At 40.5% G+C, this 15096-nt stretch carries 18 protein-coding genes; all 18 read left to right on the plus strand.

Annotated features, from left to right (window positions below):
* Positions 1–16: 16 nt before the first annotated feature.
* The 18 genes from MHB38_RS01100 to MHB38_RS01185 all read left to right on the plus strand — a co-directional run bounded on the left by MHB38_RS01100 (position 17) and on the right by MHB38_RS01185 (position 14918).
* The gene (locus tag MHB38_RS01100; protein ID WP_017366477.1) at positions 17–817 is read left to right on the plus strand and encodes a hypothetical protein; all 801 of its coding nucleotides are present in this window, start codon (positions 17–19) and stop codon (positions 815–817) included.
* A gap of 530 nt (positions 818–1347) precedes the next feature.
* Positions 1348–1704, plus strand: a complete 357-nt coding sequence (locus tag MHB38_RS01105; RefSeq protein WP_026050037.1) for a DUF2200 domain-containing protein — start codon at positions 1348–1350, stop codon at positions 1702–1704.
* A gap of 160 nt (positions 1705–1864) precedes the next feature.
* Positions 1865–2056 carry a PLD nuclease N-terminal domain-containing protein gene (locus MHB38_RS01110; RefSeq protein ID WP_003217265.1) on the plus strand — a complete coding sequence of 64 codons (192 nt, stop codon included), beginning with the start codon at positions 1865–1867 and terminating at the stop codon, positions 2054–2056.
* A gap of 14 nt (positions 2057–2070) precedes the next feature.
* Positions 2071–2988 carry an ABC transporter ATP-binding protein gene (locus MHB38_RS01115; RefSeq protein ID WP_017366479.1) on the plus strand — a complete coding sequence of 306 codons (918 nt, stop codon included), beginning with the start codon at positions 2071–2073 and terminating at the stop codon, positions 2986–2988.
* Positions 2985–3749: an ABC transporter permease gene (locus MHB38_RS01120; RefSeq protein ID WP_129548047.1), complete on the plus strand. Its 765-nt coding sequence runs from the start codon at positions 2985–2987 to the stop codon at positions 3747–3749. The genes MHB38_RS01115 and MHB38_RS01120 overlap by 4 nt, the downstream gene beginning before the upstream one ends.
* A 155-nt stretch (positions 3750–3904) precedes the next feature.
* The gene (locus tag MHB38_RS01125) at positions 3905–4624 is read left to right on the plus strand and encodes an ABC transporter ATP-binding protein (protein ID WP_024719122.1); all 720 of its coding nucleotides are present in this window, start codon (positions 3905–3907) and stop codon (positions 4622–4624) included.
* Positions 4593–7058 (plus strand): FtsX-like permease family protein, encoded by a 2466-nt coding sequence (locus MHB38_RS01130; protein WP_202734057.1) that lies wholly within the window; start codon positions 4593–4595, stop codon positions 7056–7058. The genes MHB38_RS01125 and MHB38_RS01130 overlap by 32 nt, the downstream gene beginning before the upstream one ends.
* 5 nt (positions 7059–7063) lie before the next feature.
* Entirely contained in the window at positions 7064–7576 is a 513-nt protein-coding gene (locus MHB38_RS01135) for a PadR family transcriptional regulator (protein ID WP_007498534.1), read from the plus strand.
* 126 nt (positions 7577–7702) lie between these two features.
* Positions 7703–8101 (plus strand): RidA family protein, encoded by a 399-nt coding sequence (locus MHB38_RS01140; protein WP_202734056.1) that lies wholly within the window; start codon positions 7703–7705, stop codon positions 8099–8101.
* Between the two features lie 217 nt (positions 8102–8318).
* Positions 8319–9041 carry an ABC transporter ATP-binding protein gene (locus tag MHB38_RS01145; protein ID WP_008343917.1) on the plus strand — a complete coding sequence of 241 codons (723 nt, stop codon included), beginning with the start codon at positions 8319–8321 and terminating at the stop codon, positions 9039–9041.
* Positions 9034–10455, plus strand: a complete 1422-nt coding sequence (gene skfF, locus MHB38_RS01150) for a sporulation killing factor system integral membrane protein (protein ID WP_019744075.1) — start codon at positions 9034–9036, stop codon at positions 10453–10455. Before MHB38_RS01145 ends, skfF begins: the two co-directional genes overlap by 8 nt.
* A gap of 18 nt (positions 10456–10473) precedes the next feature.
* The gene (locus MHB38_RS01155) at positions 10474–10989 is read left to right on the plus strand and encodes a HEAT repeat domain-containing protein (RefSeq protein ID WP_008343915.1); all 516 of its coding nucleotides are present in this window, start codon (positions 10474–10476) and stop codon (positions 10987–10989) included.
* Complete coding sequence (locus tag MHB38_RS01160; protein WP_017366487.1) at positions 10989–11408, plus strand: TlpA family protein disulfide reductase; 420 nt, start codon at positions 10989–10991, stop codon at positions 11406–11408. The genes MHB38_RS01155 and MHB38_RS01160 overlap by 1 nt, the downstream gene beginning before the upstream one ends.
* A gap of 23 nt (positions 11409–11431) precedes the next feature.
* Positions 11432–11623: a hypothetical protein gene (locus tag MHB38_RS01165; RefSeq protein ID WP_017366488.1), complete on the plus strand. Its 192-nt coding sequence runs from the start codon at positions 11432–11434 to the stop codon at positions 11621–11623.
* A 152-nt stretch (positions 11624–11775) separates the two neighbouring features.
* On the plus strand, positions 11776–12903 hold the full coding sequence (locus tag MHB38_RS01170) for a DUF418 domain-containing protein (protein WP_202734055.1): 1128 nt from the start codon (positions 11776–11778) through the stop codon (positions 12901–12903).
* A gap of 173 nt (positions 12904–13076) precedes the next feature.
* Positions 13077–13448 (plus strand): GntR family transcriptional regulator, encoded by a 372-nt coding sequence (locus MHB38_RS01175; RefSeq protein ID WP_017366490.1) that lies wholly within the window; start codon positions 13077–13079, stop codon positions 13446–13448.
* A gap of 5 nt (positions 13449–13453) precedes the next feature.
* On the plus strand, positions 13454–14329 hold the full coding sequence (locus MHB38_RS01180; protein ID WP_065459709.1) for an ABC transporter ATP-binding protein: 876 nt from the start codon (positions 13454–13456) through the stop codon (positions 14327–14329).
* Positions 14313–14918: an ABC-2 transporter permease gene (locus tag MHB38_RS01185; protein ID WP_017358702.1), complete on the plus strand. Its 606-nt coding sequence runs from the start codon at positions 14313–14315 to the stop codon at positions 14916–14918. The genes MHB38_RS01180 and MHB38_RS01185 overlap by 17 nt, the downstream gene beginning before the upstream one ends.
* Positions 14919–15096 lie beyond the last annotated feature (178 nt).

The following is a 15096-nucleotide window of genomic DNA, read 5'->3' on the forward strand; positions in this document are numbered from 1 at the left end:
TTTTAGGAGGAAAATAATGGTTAATACTAGACAAAGATTGAATAAGAGAAGAAAAACTTTAAATGAAATTCAAAATCTAGTTAATAATGCTGCTAACTTACTAATAATACATTATTCTTGCGAAAGTTTTTATCATATTAAAGACGGACGCACTCCTAGAATAACGTCAATTGCAGTTCGTTATTTTCATACAGGTCAAACAGAAACTTTTTCTATTCATAAAGTAGCTGAAAAAAAAGGATTTTTAGCAGAAATTGAAGCGAGGTATGACGAGTTAGAAAAGGTAATGTTAACTGAATTTTATAAGTTCATAAAAACTCATCTGAATTACAATTGGGTTCATTGGAACATGAGAGATATTAATTATGGCTTTCAAGCTATAGATCATAGATTTAGTGTATTGGGTGGTAAGCCAATTTCAATACCAGATTCTCAAAAGTTTGATTTAGCAAGAAAACTAGTTGATATTTATGCAGATTATGCCGATCATCCGAGGTTAGAAAAATTAATAGATTTAAACAATATAACTAAAAAAGATTTTTTAACGGGCGCAGAAGAAGCGAAAGCTTTTGAAGAATTAAAGTATGTTGAGTTACATCGTTCAACGCTTAGGAAAGTAGATATTTTTCATGCCATACTTGAAAGAGTTATTGATAAGAGTTTGAAAACTAAAAGTAAATGGCATCATATTTATGGATTTACACCACAAGGAATATTCGAGTCTATAAAAGATCATTGGATATTTGCGCTAATTTCTATAGGAGTAGGTGCAGCGTTATCAGCAGTATTTGGTATTGTGTTTCTAGAATTTTTGTAAAGGTAGGTAATCTACATGAAAAACGTCAAACAGTGGAACTAAAAACAAAAATCTCTAGTTGTATTAAAAAAGTTGAGGGCAAGGTGAACTTGCTCTTTACAAGTCCTTGTTAACAATTCAAGATGCACTTTCTCGAGGACGTGTGCATCGTTTCGGTGTTTGAAAGCATCGAGTGAACACATTTATTTTCGTATTTAATAAGAAATTTTCAACTAGTATTTCAGTAGAAAGTATTAATAAACGACATTAAGCTTTCAAAAAAGATGAAGGAAATAAAAAGGTATATATGATTGTTTATAGATAGAGCATAAAAGGACTTGTAAATTTTATGACTGTGAACAGCGTAGGTTAAGAAATTTAGGTAGAACGTCTATTTTAGAGCTTTAAAAAGAGCTAATCATGCTATCTCCTTCAAATGTTTAATACTGAGACTGCACCAAAATAAAAGGAATAGACATTTTATATAGTGGGAGTAGAAACTTTTGAAGACCTGGCAATATCAATATGTAACGAAAGAAGAGAGCAGATACATGACCAAACCTAAAATCTACACAATGAGCTTCGCAAAAGTCTATCCTCTCTATATCGCAAAGGCAGAGAGAAAGGGTCGAACGAAGGCTGAGGTTGATACGATTATTTGTTGGTTAACGGGGTACAGTCCAGAAGAGCTACAGGAACAGATAGATAAACAGATAGACATTGAAACCTTCTTTGCTGAGGCTCCTGAGCTTCATCCTTCCCGCAGTTTAATTAAAGGAGTCATCTGTGGTGTAAGGGTAGAGGACATTGAGGAAGAAACCATGAAAAATATTCGGTATCTAGATAAGCTGATTGATGAGTTAGCCAAGGGAAAGAAAATGGAAAAGATTTTGCGAGATTCGTCATGAACATCACAATCAAGCCCAGTGAATAACCTTCACTGGGCTTTTTTATATTTATAGACCATTCGACCAATAAAAATAAAATCCATTTGAACGAATTCTCTCTTCATGTCGTCAAAAGAAGTAATACCAAAACAAATTGACGTTTGAAAAGGGAGTGCCGTGTATGGATATGAAGATGATTTTACCTCTTATTTTGCTACAAGCGATTTTAATGGTGATTGGTTTGTTTGATTTGTTGAAAAGAGATCCGTCGAGAATCAGGGGAGAAGTGAAGTGGGTTTGGGCTTTGGTGATTGTGTTTGTGGCGAGTGCCGGTCCTATTGCGTATTTCATTTTTGGTCGTAAACAATCTTAGTAGGGGGGATTCGCTTGAATATGTTGGAGTGTCAAGGCCTGACGAAATCGTATGGACGGCATGAAGTGTTAAAAGATGTCTCGTTTTCTGTTGGGGAGGTTGGATGTGTTGGCTTTTTAGGAGCCAATGGAGCGGGGAAGACAACGACGATCCGGATTTTGACGGGGCTTGCTCGTCCTACGTCTGGCGTTGTGAAGGTGGCAGGTTTTGATGTCACAAAGGACATGGATCAAATCAGTCAGGTGATTGGGTACTGTCCGCAGCATCCTGCATTTTATCAGGATATGACGGGGCAGGAATGGATGCATTGGGTTGGCGGATTATTTCATTTAGAGAAACACACCATTCGTTCCAAAACAGAGGAGCTGTTGAAGCTTTGCCGTGTGTATGAGGCGAAGGATCGCGTTATTGGCAGCTATAGTGGAGGCATGAAGCAGAGGCTTGCCATTGCACAGGCGCTGATCAATAGCCCACAGGTTCTGATCCTAGATGAACCTGTGTCGGCACTTGATCCTATGGGGAGAAAAGACATCCTGACTTTGATTGAGCGTCTAAAGCATGAGATGCTGATCTTTATGTCGACCCATATTTTAGATGACATTGAACGTGTGGCTGATCATATTATCATGATCAACAGCGGCAAAATTGAGATGTCCTCTTCAATGAAACAGATCAAAGAAGACTATATCCAGCCCGTGATTGAATTTCAATTAGAACAACAGAATACGAAACTAGTGGCTTTGTTAAAAGAACGGGATTGGGTGGAGGAATGTATTGAGACAGGAGGCACTTATCAGGTGCGAGTCAACAATCAACATACGGCATTGAAGGAGCTGCCGGGTCTCATCACTGAAACTGGCGGTGTTCTTATCCAATATCGATTATCTAAGCTGACGCTTGAAGATATTTTCATGAAGGTTGTGACGGCATGATGATGTTGAAAAAGGAATTTAGGGAGTTATTCACTAGTTATAAAATCTTATTTGTGCCGATCATTTTTACGATTTTAATGATTACACAGCCTATTACGCTCAAAATGCTGCCGGATCTTTTATCGAATTCGGCTAATTTACCTGAAGGGTCTACATTTTATATACCAGAGCCTAGTGCTGGAGAGGCTTTAGCCAGTGCTTTGAGTAAATTTGATTCGCTTGGCGTGTTTATCCTCATTATGATCGTGATGGGGACAATTGCTGGAGAGCGTGCCTCTGGGGTGACGGCGATGATTATGGTGAAACCGATCAGTCGAATGAGTTATTATGCCTCAAAAATATGTGCCTATGCCTGTTTAACTTTGTTTAGTTTGGTAGTGGCGGTGCTTGCTTCCGTTTATTATGTGGACATCCAATTTGGGCATGTAGATTGGGGCAATGTGTTAAAAGGAACGCTTTTGTATTATCCAAACCTACTGCTCATTGTGGTGTCGACCATTTGTGCATCGGCGTTCTTTAAGCGCTCAGTGACTGCGGGCGGCGTTTCCCTTTTGCTCAACCTCATCCTGTTTACCGTTCCTTCGTTTTATGAGGATATATTAGGGAAGTTTGCACCTAAAGGCGTCACAAGTGCGGCTGAGGAGATGATTCATAGAGGGACTTATTCGGATCAGGCACTTACAAGCTTTCTAGGTGTATCGGTATTGATTGGTTTCTTTTTTCTCATCGGATGGTTTCTTTTTAGAAAACAAGAATTATAGCATGGTGTACCCTTTGGATATGAAAATCCAGAGGGTTTTTTATGTATTTAGTAAGTAATAAATAAGATATAAATACATATTATCATGATTTAAATGTTGAAATAATATATACTTAGTATATAATTACCCCGTAAAGGGATGGGAGGAGTTTGCAGATGATTCAGATCAAGCATGTGAAGAAGGAGTTCATTCAAGGCCAGGAGCGGACTGAGGTGCTGAGGGGCGTTGATTTGACGGTAGAAGAAGGGGAGTTTGTAGCGGTGATGGGACCGAGTGGTTCTGGAAAAAGTACATTACTTCAGTTGTTAGGCGGGCTTGATCTGCCTACTGATGGAGAGATTTTGATAGATGAGCATCAGTTGAGTGAGATGAATGAGAAAGAGAGAACGATTTTTCGCAGAAAACAGATTGGGTTTGTGTTTCAAAATTATCAGCTGCTGCCTACATTAACTGTCGAAGAAAATGTGGCGTTTCCGCTGCATGCAGATGGACGTTTAACAAAGGAGAATCAACAGACGGTTGTAGAGCTGTTAGAGGCTGTGGGCTTGAATGGGCTTGGGCGGAAACGGGCTAGTTTGCTGAGCGGCGGGCAGCAGCAGCGTGTAGCGATTGCAAGAGCTTTAGTCAATCAGCCGTCAGTGCTGTTAGCAGATGAGCCAACGGGGAACTTGGACCGACATAGAGCGGAGGATATTTTGGCGTTAATGTGCAAGTTCAATCGAGAAAGCAAGCAGACGATTATTATGGTGACGCATGATATTTTCGCAGCGGGGTTTGCGGATCGAATCATCCTTTTTAAAGACGGTGTTATTGATCAAGTGATTTCTAGAAAGGATGATGATTATGCTCAGTATGTGGCGAATTTCATGGCGTAACATGATTCAGCATAAAAAGCGGTTCGCCATTTCTGTCTTAGGCATCATGGTGGGAATTGCTTTTGTCACGTCGATGCTCATTGCCGATCGAACGACAAATGATGTGTTTCATTACTATGAGCAAATGTATGTCGCTGATGCAGATTATTGGGTGTTGAGTGATGATCATACGTATGATGAGGAACAGATCTCCTCCATTTTAAAACATCCTGATGTGACAGGATCATTATTAGCGCTGGATAAACAGACGTTTTTTGAGGTAGAAGGTGATCACTCTCTTAACCAACGGGCGGTGCGCATTACCGGGGTGCAAGATCAAACGAGCTCTTTACTGAAGCTGCCTGTGATTGAAGGGCGTTTGGATAATCAGGGGTTGGTCATACCAGATGTTGTGGCGAAGCTGCTGAATAAAAAAGTGGGAGATACCATTCGTTTTTCTGATTTGGGCGAAGCGAAGGTATCTGCCATTGTGGAATATACACAGCTGCTTTCAAGTCCGAGTGACTGGAAGAGTGCAGAATCATCGAGCTTTCGTGTGATGGCGCCGCTTGATTTATTGAGAGACTGGACGGGACTCGATCATCAGCTTTCCTATATGAGATTTCAGACGAATGATGGCGGAGAGCAGCTCTTTCAATCTTTACAGAAAGAGTTCAAGGATGCCGATGTTTTTGTCCAGCCTGTGGTGGCGGATGACCGGCAAAGTAATGACATTGGCGGGTTGTACACGTTCTTTTACCTCATCGCAGGGCTGTCGATGTTTATGAGCGGTTTTATCGTGTTTAATATGATTTATACGAGTGTGATGGAACGGAAAAAGGAATTTGCGATTATGAAGAGCTTTGGTTATACGCAGGGCTCTGTTTTTAAGCTGATGTTGATTGAGGTTTTGATCTTGGCTTGTATTGGAACCGTCATTGGGGTGCCGATTGGCGTTTGGCTTGGGGATGTGTTCATGCAAACACTGCTTGGTGTGTTTGCTTTTGATATGGTGTATTCGTTAGATTGGCAAGTGCCTGTTGTAATAGCAGTGATCGTTGGTATTGTGTTCCCTGTGCTGTTTTCGTTATTTCCGATCTATCATGCAGGGAAAACGTCTGTGCTGCTGACTTTAAAATCCACCACCCAAACTTCTGCACCGAAGAAACAATCGGTCATTAGAGCGGCGATAGGGATAGGCTTGCTTTCATTTGTATGGGTGGATCATCCGGCTGCTTATCTTGCCATTTTAGCCAGCATGGTTCTGTTATTCCCATTTTTCCTGCTCTTTTTGAACCGGTTGTTGGCGCCTCTTTTGAAGTTTGTCTTTGGTTACCCGGGTCATCTATCCTCGCAGCATGTCACGCAGCAACTGAATCGAAATGCTAATACGGCGGCGATTCTAGCTGTTGGGATTGCTGTGATCTTGCTTTTAAGTGCGGTCATTGAATCGGCTCCAGATGGCTACGAAAAAGAGATTCGTCAAACGTATGGAGGCGATCTCAGGGTTACTTCTGAAGCGCCATGGACGAAAGCGGATCAAGAAAAGCTGTCATCCTATAAGGCTGTTGAGCGGGTGGAACCGATGATGGAAGCGGCTCCTTTGACATGGGAAACGGCCCATGGAGAGAAAAGACAATTTTCTATCATCGGTGTGGATGAGAAAGGACCTTCTTTTATAGAAGGTGACAATAAAGGCGATTTGTATCAACGATTATCAGAAACGCCTTCTATCGTGTTAGGAGAGCGTGCGTTTGATGAATGGGGTGGGCGTATTGGAGAGAGTGTGTATCTCAATGCACCTTCTGGCCGGCAACAGTTACAAGTCATTGATGTGGTCAAAACTTCTCATCATTCTGGTTATGTGGCATTTGTCGATCAGACATTTTTACAAGAGGATTTAGGGTGGGCGCAGCCCCTTGATATCCTGCTTACGTTAAAAGACAAAGGTGCCGGTGAGTCTTTACGAGATCAGCTATGGGAAGACTTTGGACAGCGGCTTTCAAAGGTGAAAACAGTAGAGGATGAGATTGAATCAACGACATCGGCTTTCACTGGTATGAACGAGTTAATTTCTATGATGCTCATTTTCATTATGGGGCTCGCGAGCATTGGAACAGCCAATACACTGCTGATGAACACGCTTGAACGAACATCTGAGATTGGCACCATGCGGGCGCTGGGGCTGACAAAGCAGCAGGTGAGAAAAATGATCGTCGGAGAAGGTGTGCTCATTGGGTTAACAGGTGTGATTGGCGGCATTTTATTTGGTGTGATTCTTCTATATATTTCAAGCCAATCTGATTGGCTGGGTGGATTTGTTTCATTCCAATTGCCGTTTGTGCATCTAATGCTGGCAGTGATCGCAGGAATTGCACTCAGTTTAGCGGCTTCATGGATTTCTAGTGCGACAGCGAGTAAAATAGAGATGATATCATCTCTCAAAGAAGGTTAAATCATATGTCAGTGAAATACGGAATTTTAACATCGCTCTGTCAGCAGCAACATCATGGATATGAATTAAAGCTAGAGCTGGAATCATTGCTCGGAATAAAAGGAAAAATCAACCCTGGTCAAATCTACACGACGCTTGATCGGTTAATTCGTGATCAATTGGTGACAGCAGTGGGAATAGATGACCAAGATCGAAAGCTGTACGACGTGACGGAAGAAGGCAGACAAGAGCTGGAATCATGGCTGTTGGCACCTGTTCCATATCATGCTGCAAAGGATGATTTTCACTTTAAATGGGGCTGTGCACGGAAAATCAGATTTCATCAAGAAAAAGAAATGCTTCAGCAGCAGAAAGCCGTCATCATGAAAGATGTGATGGAACTCACGAAGCTGAAAACGGAATGTCTTGTGCAAGGTGATGAGAGTCGGTACTTATTGATTTCTGGCACGCTGCTTCATTTAGAGGCGGATTTGAATTGGATTCATCAAATTGAGCATCGGAGCGGGTCATCATTTTAGAGAGGTCTTTCTTTTGAAGAAAGGTCTTTTTTTTGGCTTCGTTCGGAGCATATGCAGATAGGATGGGAAGAAAGTTTGGTATGATAGGTGGAAATTGATTGTATTTTCAGAAAAGGGGTTTGATCAATGAAAACATCACGTAATCCTGAGACCATTCATGCGCCAGTTGCACCGTACATCCATCAAATAGAGACAACAGGGCCGCAGCGGTGGTTAACCTTATCAGGGCAAGTGGGGATGGAAGTCGATGGAACCATCCCAGCGAGCCCGATGGAGCAGCTCGAACTAGCGTTAGAGAATGTGAAACGCAATGTAGAAGCGGCAGATATGAAAGTAGAAGATATAACGAAGCTTGTGTTTTATTTGGTAGGTGAGTTTGATGCTGAGAATAGAAAACGAATCATGGGTCAGTTTTTAGGAGATCACCTGCCTTGTATGACGATGATTTATGTGGTGGCTTTGGCTTCACCTGCTTTAAAGGTCGAGGTGGATGCATGGGCTTGTCGGGATATGGATTCGGTTTGAATTGGTTTATTTAATAGATAAAAGTTTGGGATGATTGATGCCCAATCTTTTTTGTTTTGTTATCTTTTAGTATTTTAAATGATTATAATTCTCTTACCCTTTTATACCTAATATGTTAATATTGTGGTAAATGATAAGTGGGTCTAATTACATTTACATTCCATCGTAAAAACACCATAGATCAGCATACATCACTCTAATAAAAGGGAGAGATTTGATGCCATTCATGGAGGTTCAGAATGTAAGCAAACGATATAGCAATGGTGATGGGATAGAGGGTCTTTCATTTTCCGTTGAAGCAGGGGAGGTTGTGGCGCTGCTTGGGCCTAATGGTGCGGGGAAGACGACAACCATTCGATGTTTAACAGGTCTCTATCAACCTGATCAAGGGGAAATACTCATAGAGGGATTTCCTCCTGGTCATTCCCATGTCCAAAAACAAGTAGCTCTTATTCCAGATCAGCCATATTTGTACCCAGATTTAACGGTTGCTGAACATGTTCAATTCCGTGCAAGAGGCTATCATAAAGGTTTAAAACAGATCAAAGAAAAGGTATTTGAGGCGTTGAAAGAAGTACATATCGAAATGAAGATGAACGAATTGTGCGGAAGGCTTTCAAGAGGTCAAAAACAGCGTGTCGTCTTAGCAGGGGCCATTGTGCAAGATGCCTCCCTTTTTATTTTAGATGAGCCGACTGTTGGGTTAGACATCCCTTCTAAACAATGGCTGTCAGATTGGCTGATACAGAAGAGCCTTCAAGGTGGTTCGGTTCTTGTGTCCACTCATAGTCTAGAGTTTGTTCTTGATACGGCTAGTAGGGTGATATTAATTCGAGACGGTGCCATCATGAAAAGTATCGCTGTTCCTAAGCGGCAGGAAGAACAAATGAAGTGGCGGGCAGAAGTCATTCAACTTCTAGGGGAGTGGTCTAGTGAATAACACGCTTTCCCTTTTATGGATGAAATCCCAAAGGCGCTTGATCAGTAAAAATCAAGAAAAGAAAATGCCCTTTTTGATCTTGCTGCTTATGATTGCTGCCATTGGTTTTCAGCTGAGCGCAGTCTCAAGTATGGGCGATTGGAATGCGAGTACAGCTGGATGGTTCATTGTCGTTTTATTTGTTCTTTATACTGGCTTTGGTTTGTTTTCGAATCGATTGCCTAGTCAGATGAACGATATCATGTGGTTGTATGGAAGTGGTGCTTCCTTATGGACGGTTGTGATGAGTGTATGGGTATATCACATTTTTTGGCGATGTGCTCTTCTCATTGTTTCTGCTGTGATGGCTGATATCCTCCTTCTTTGTTTAACGAAGCAGTACTTTTTTCTACTTGGTAAATCACTCCTGTTAACAGCGCTGTTATGTATGATCGAAACATGGATGATTGCGGTATCTTGTGCAAGAACCATTCAAGTATATAAGCGAGTGCTCTTCATTGGTTTTATACTGATGTTTGGTTGTCTTTCATTGCTTATTATGAATCAATTGATATTGAAACAGTCGTCAATGATGGAGATATCTGCTTCTTTTATGTATCAAGTCGGACGCATGATAGTGGAGTTTTCATTCATTTCTGTATTGATATTACTTGGAATGATGATTTTATCTTTCATGATGATGTACAGGTCGAGTCATCGTATAGAGATGATGGAGTCGTTAGTCAAAGAGGCGGCATTTTGGGAGGAATTTGAGGGGAAACAGGTTCATGTAAATCCAATAAGTCCAAAGAAAAGCAAGACGTGGTGGGGGCTTTCATCATTAACGGGCATCTGGGCTTTCCTTTGGCTAGAAATATTGATGATCAAAAAGTATGCTACCTTCCATCTGTTATCTACCATGCTGTTGATCGGTACTTATTATGTCGTCAGTTCTTATTTTTCAAATTGGTTGACTCTATTCTTTCTGGTCATTGGTGCATCTGTCCTTCTCAGTTCATATTACGCGGGGATTGTAAGACACGGGCAAACGGGATTGCTGTATCTTTTTCCGGGTGCTTTATATCAAAAAATTCTTCTATTGGAAGTGTTTCAAACCTTTTGGTTGTATGGTGTCTACTTGATTTCTCTTATCTTGTTAGAGATTCATGATGTATTGTATTGGGCCATTTATGGGGTAGGGGTTTATATTTGGTTTTTGACCATACGGCTCTTTGCCTTTACGCAGCCTTTGAGACGAGAAGCGAGTCTTTCTTTGGGCATCTATTATCGATCATTGCTCATCGGATCTGTCATAAGTGCTGCGGTCATCATTGGGATTCATCTGTTCACTGAGGGCTGGTTTACAACGATGACATGTGTATTTGCTGGATGTGTATGTTATGTGATTTGTTATCGATGCCGTGGGACTCATTAAAAAGAGGAGTTGATTGTCATGAAACCAGAAGATAAGCTATCCCAATCGGTTCAACGTTTAGTCAATACGAATGAAGTAACAATCGTTCAAGCCATGGGGGAATTAAGGAAATCAGGAAAAGAGGCAGTGCCAGTGCTTGTTGAAGCCTTAAAAGAAGAGGGTTCTTTGCGGAATATTGCAGCAGCGGTTCTTGGTGAATTTGGAGCAGATGCAGGGGATGCAGCAGAAGCTCTTGCTAAACTGTTAGAAAGTGAAGAAGAGGAGACAAGAATGGCGGCTGCGATCTCACTCATGAGAATTGGTCAGCCTAGTTTGCCATTTCTTCTGTCTTTGGCAAAGCGTTATGAGGGTCCTACTTGTTTTTGGGCATCGTGGTGTATCTCTTGGATTGACCCATCAAAAATCGAAAAAAATATGTACGAGTGCCTAAAACAGGAACAAGAGAATCCATCAGGAAATGTGGCCCCTTTTGCCGCAGAAGAGGCACTAGGAAAAATCATCGCTTTTCAATTAAAAGAAAAGGGGGATGAGTAGTGGAAACGCAAATACTTAAATGGCCTGAGCACCTTCCTTGGATTCATTCTTCACATCAGCGGTGTTTACCTGAAGGGCATACTCAGCTTCTTTATTTTTGGTCAGTTAACTGTCCGCATTGTGAAGAATTAACCGACCACATTCTACATAGTGTGGATCAGTTGAGTATCCATTTAACCTGTGTCCATGTTCCATATACGGAAGAAGAAAAATCGATAGAGGTTGTTTCGAAATATGCGGAGGAAAAGAATCTCATTGCTCCCATTGTGTTGGATCAAGATTATGAGATTGTCACAAAATATAAAATTCAAGGATTACCAAGTTTTTGCCTCATAGATAAAGAGGGACAATTAATTGATCGGAAAATGGGAGATACCGGCTGGGAAAAAATATTAAAAAAACTAGAAAAACGATCATAATTAGAGTTATGGAGGAGAGCGTTTTGTTTCAATCAAACCAAGAATTAAAAAAAACGGTGGTCTTTTATGCAGGTGTGGGAGCTGTTTTGCTGATTCTCATGATGTTGACATGGCTGCCGGTTTCTGCAGACTGGGAGTTGCCGTTGATTTTGTTTGGATTGGGGATTTTGTTTTATGTGAAGCGTGTGCTTTGGAAGGATGAAAAGAGTCATTAATCATAAGTAGGTTACCTAGAATATAAATTCTAGGTTTTTTTATTAAATTTACCTTAAAACATGATTTTTCACATGGGGATGAGATCCAATTTTTTAAAAGTGTGGTAGGATAAATATGCTTTATTTTTATATTTTCCGAAGGAGCTGTCGTGTTGAAGGGATCTAGGGTTGAGTTTATTGATAGTTTACGTGGTTTTAGTTTATTAGGTATTTTGATTGTGAATATGCTTAATTTTCAATATGATTATGATTTTGAGAAGATGTTTGATCCGAGCATATGGGGACAGGAGTTTGGGGTATATGTGACGGAGATCTTGTTCCAGGGGTCATTTTATCCGATTTTCTCCTTTTTGTTTGGGTATTCTTTTATCAAACTGATTGAATCTACAAAGGCCAAGGGGCTGAATACGAATGCCATCGTCGTTCGCCGCGGCTTTAGTCTTATTGTGCTTGGGATGCTGCATTACATATTCATTTGGAATGGTGATATTCTCTTATATTATGGAGCATGTACGTTTTTCTTGATGATGTTTTTGAGCAGCCGGATCAAAACAATGCTGATTTGGTCAGGTGTGTTAGGTGCTTTGTCATTAGTGGTTTTACCATATCTGATGACCTTTGTTTATGGAAATGATGATTTGTTAACGGATGTGTATGCGAAGGGTGCATACGGTGATATTTTATTGAGCCGGGTGACGATTGAAGACGATATGATGATTGTGACCATTATTATGGCGATCGTGACCATTACGTTGATGCCGATCTTAGGTTTTCTATTCGGTACGATCATGGTGGGGCCATTTGCACTGCTTGGCATGGCCATTGGGAAAAAAGGTCATCTGACAGAAGAAGATCGAGGAATGGCGTATCGTAAAGGCTGGATCTGGATGATTTTGATCGGGCTCGCTTTAAAATGTGCGACGTTTATTGATGCCCCTTGGAGTGAAATGGTGATGACGTTAGGAGCCTATGTCCTGACGATCGGTTATATTCAAGCTTTTATTGTCTTTTACTATTCAAAGGTTGCACAAGGATTGAAACGTCTGCTTGCAGGACTGGGCCGATTGTCTTTATCAAACTATTTGGCTCAATCTATTATTTGTACAACGATTTTCTATTCTTACGGACTTGGTTTATTTGGACAAATGGGCTCAATGTTTGGATTGCTGCTTGCTGTCGGACTTTACACAGCACAGCTCTTCATCAGCTATCTCTATTTGAAAAAATGGAGAAGAGGGCCTGTAGAATGGCTTATGGGAAAATGGGTATATTGGAGATAAATTGATTTGTTGAGGAACCGCATGGCTGAAGAGCTGTGCGGTTTTTTAGTTGGATCGCATTCAAAAAAGTTCATAAAAGGAGTTGAATATTTTTTCAGTGTGTATATAATGTATATATAGTGTATATACAATGTTTCATTGCGAATACCAGTACAGAAAAAAGAGGTTTTTATATGCAAATTACGATTTCTAACCATTCTAAGGAGCCTATCTATGAGCAAATTACGACGCAAATCAAATCGTTGATCTTAACGGGTGAGCTGGCAGAAGGTGCAGCCCTGCCGTCTATCCGAAAGCTGGCGAAGGATTTACAAATCAGCGTCATCACAACAAAACGTGCATATGAAGAGTTAGAGAAGGCAGGATTTATTTATTCGATTGTCGGTAAGGGATCATTTGTTGCCGAGCAAAACCTAGAGGTCATGAGAGAGAAAAAATTGAAGGTGATTGAGGAACAGCTTGGAGCGGTTGTTACAAACGGCAAGGAATTAGGCTTATCTTTTGATGAATTGCAGCAGTTATTAAAGTTCTTGTATGAGGAGTGAGATGAGTGGAGCATGTGATTGAATTCAAAGGAGTATCAAAACGGTTCAAAGACTTTTCTGTGCAGAATCTTGATTTACAGGTCAAAAAGGGCTTTGTTACTGGGTTTATTGGAGAAAATGGAGCCGGTAAGTCGACCACGATTAAAATGATCATGAATTTGTTAAAACCAGATTCTGGTGAGGTTAAAATTTTTGGATTAGATTATCGCACCCATGAAAAAGAGATTAAGGAACGAATTGGCTTTGTTTACGATGCTAACGTTTTTTTCCCAGGATTGAATTTAAAAGACATCAAACGAATTGTGGCACCTGCCTATAAACGCTGGGATGATAGACTATTTTATCAATATATTGAACAGTTTGGTCTGCCGCTGAATAAAGCGATTAAAACATTTTCAAAAGGGATGCAGATGAAGGCATCGCTTGCGATTGCGCTGTCGCATCATGCAGAGCTGATTATCATGGATGAACCAACTGCTGGTTTAGATCCGGTATTTAGAAGAGAGCTGCTCAGTACGTTACAAGAATTGATGATTGATGGGAATCGAACGATTTTTTTCTCAACACATATGACGACTGATTTAGATCGCATCGCGGATTATATTGCGTTTATACAAAATGGAAGATTGGTCTTTCAACAGTCGATTCATGAGGTGGCGGAGAATTATGCGCTGGTGAAGGGGAGCCTGGATTTGCTGGATCGAGACACAGAAAAGGCGTTTATCCATATTCAGCGTACGGCAGCCGGATTTGAAGCATTAACAGATCGGATTGATGAGGTGAAACTTATTTTTGGGGATGCTGTTGTGATTGAACCGGCGTCGCTTGAGGATATCATGTTTTATTTGAAAGGCGGGGTTGCGCATGTTTCATTTAATTAAGCGTGATGTGATTTTGCAAAAGAAGCAGTTACTTATTTTTATTCCGTTTATCTTATTTTTCATTTTCATGGATGTCCATCCAGTATTAACGTTTCTAGTCGCTAGTGTCTTCATTCCATTTAACACATATGCTTATGATGAGAAGGCAGAAACGAATATTCTATTAAATTCCTTGCCCTATACACGTAAAGAAATTATCGCATCACGTTATCTTGGCGCCATTTTTTATATGAGTATTGCAATCGTGCTGACAAGTGCTGCATTATTTGTGTTTGGGAAGCTGTTTTCGCTATCTGATATTGCGATTGGCAGCGGGCTATTTTTATTGTTTGCGGCGTGCACATTTCCATTGTTTTATATCTTAAAGCCTGGCTATATCACAACGGCAGTGATTATTGGCTTTATCATTTTATCTGCTATGGGGCCACCTGTTGTGATCTATTTAGCAGAGCAATTCAGTGGGATCACTGATTTTATCATGAATTTATCGATCCCTATTGTATATACGGGGTCAACTGTACTGATTATGCTCATCTACTTGCTATCTTGGGGACTTTCTACTGCGATTTACCAGAGGAAAGTGTTTTAAATCAGATGATCACATCATTTATAGAGAATCATTCATTTTGAGGTAGGCCTTTCAAAATGGATGATTCTTTTTTGCATCCGGTGAAATTGACATCCAGTAGAAAACAGGTTATTGTTATTTAACATAATGTTAATTATTTTTAACATTATGTTAAATAAAACATCCTTTAAGAAAGGAA

Origin of the sequence: Bacillus sp. FSL K6-3176 (assembly GCF_038003325.1) — a bacterium.
Classification (GTDB): Bacteria; Bacillota; Bacilli; order Bacillales; family Bacillaceae; genus Bacillus; species Bacillus altitudinis.

Excerpts from the sequence above, each read along its gene's own strand:
- MHB38_RS01100 (WP_017366477.1), top strand. The coding sequence starts at position 17 with ATGGTTAATACTAGACAAAGATTGAATAAGAGAAGAAAAACTTTAAAT.
- MHB38_RS01105 (WP_026050037.1), top strand. The coding sequence starts at position 1,348 with ATGACCAAACCTAAAATCTACACAATGAGCTTCGCAAAAGTCTATCCT.
- MHB38_RS01110 (WP_003217265.1), top strand. The coding sequence starts at position 1,865 with ATGGATATGAAGATGATTTTACCTCTTATTTTGCTACAAGCGATTTTA.
- MHB38_RS01120 (WP_129548047.1), top strand. The coding sequence starts at position 2,985 with ATGATGATGTTGAAAAAGGAATTTAGGGAGTTATTCACTAGTTATAAA.
- MHB38_RS01125 (WP_024719122.1), top strand. The coding sequence starts at position 3,905 with ATGATTCAGATCAAGCATGTGAAGAAGGAGTTCATTCAAGGCCAGGAG.
- MHB38_RS01130 (WP_202734057.1), top strand. The coding sequence starts at position 4,593 with ATGCTCAGTATGTGGCGAATTTCATGGCGTAACATGATTCAGCATAAA.
- MHB38_RS01135 (WP_007498534.1), top strand. The coding sequence starts at position 7,064 with ATGTCAGTGAAATACGGAATTTTAACATCGCTCTGTCAGCAGCAACAT.
- MHB38_RS01140 (WP_202734056.1), top strand. The coding sequence starts at position 7,703 with ATGAAAACATCACGTAATCCTGAGACCATTCATGCGCCAGTTGCACCG.
- MHB38_RS01145 (WP_008343917.1), top strand. The coding sequence starts at position 8,319 with ATGCCATTCATGGAGGTTCAGAATGTAAGCAAACGATATAGCAATGGT.
- MHB38_RS01155 (WP_008343915.1), top strand. The coding sequence starts at position 10,474 with ATGAAACCAGAAGATAAGCTATCCCAATCGGTTCAACGTTTAGTCAAT.
- MHB38_RS01175 (WP_017366490.1), top strand. The coding sequence starts at position 13,077 with ATGCAAATTACGATTTCTAACCATTCTAAGGAGCCTATCTATGAGCAA.
- MHB38_RS01185 (WP_017358702.1), top strand. The coding sequence starts at position 14,313 with ATGTTTCATTTAATTAAGCGTGATGTGATTTTGCAAAAGAAGCAGTTA.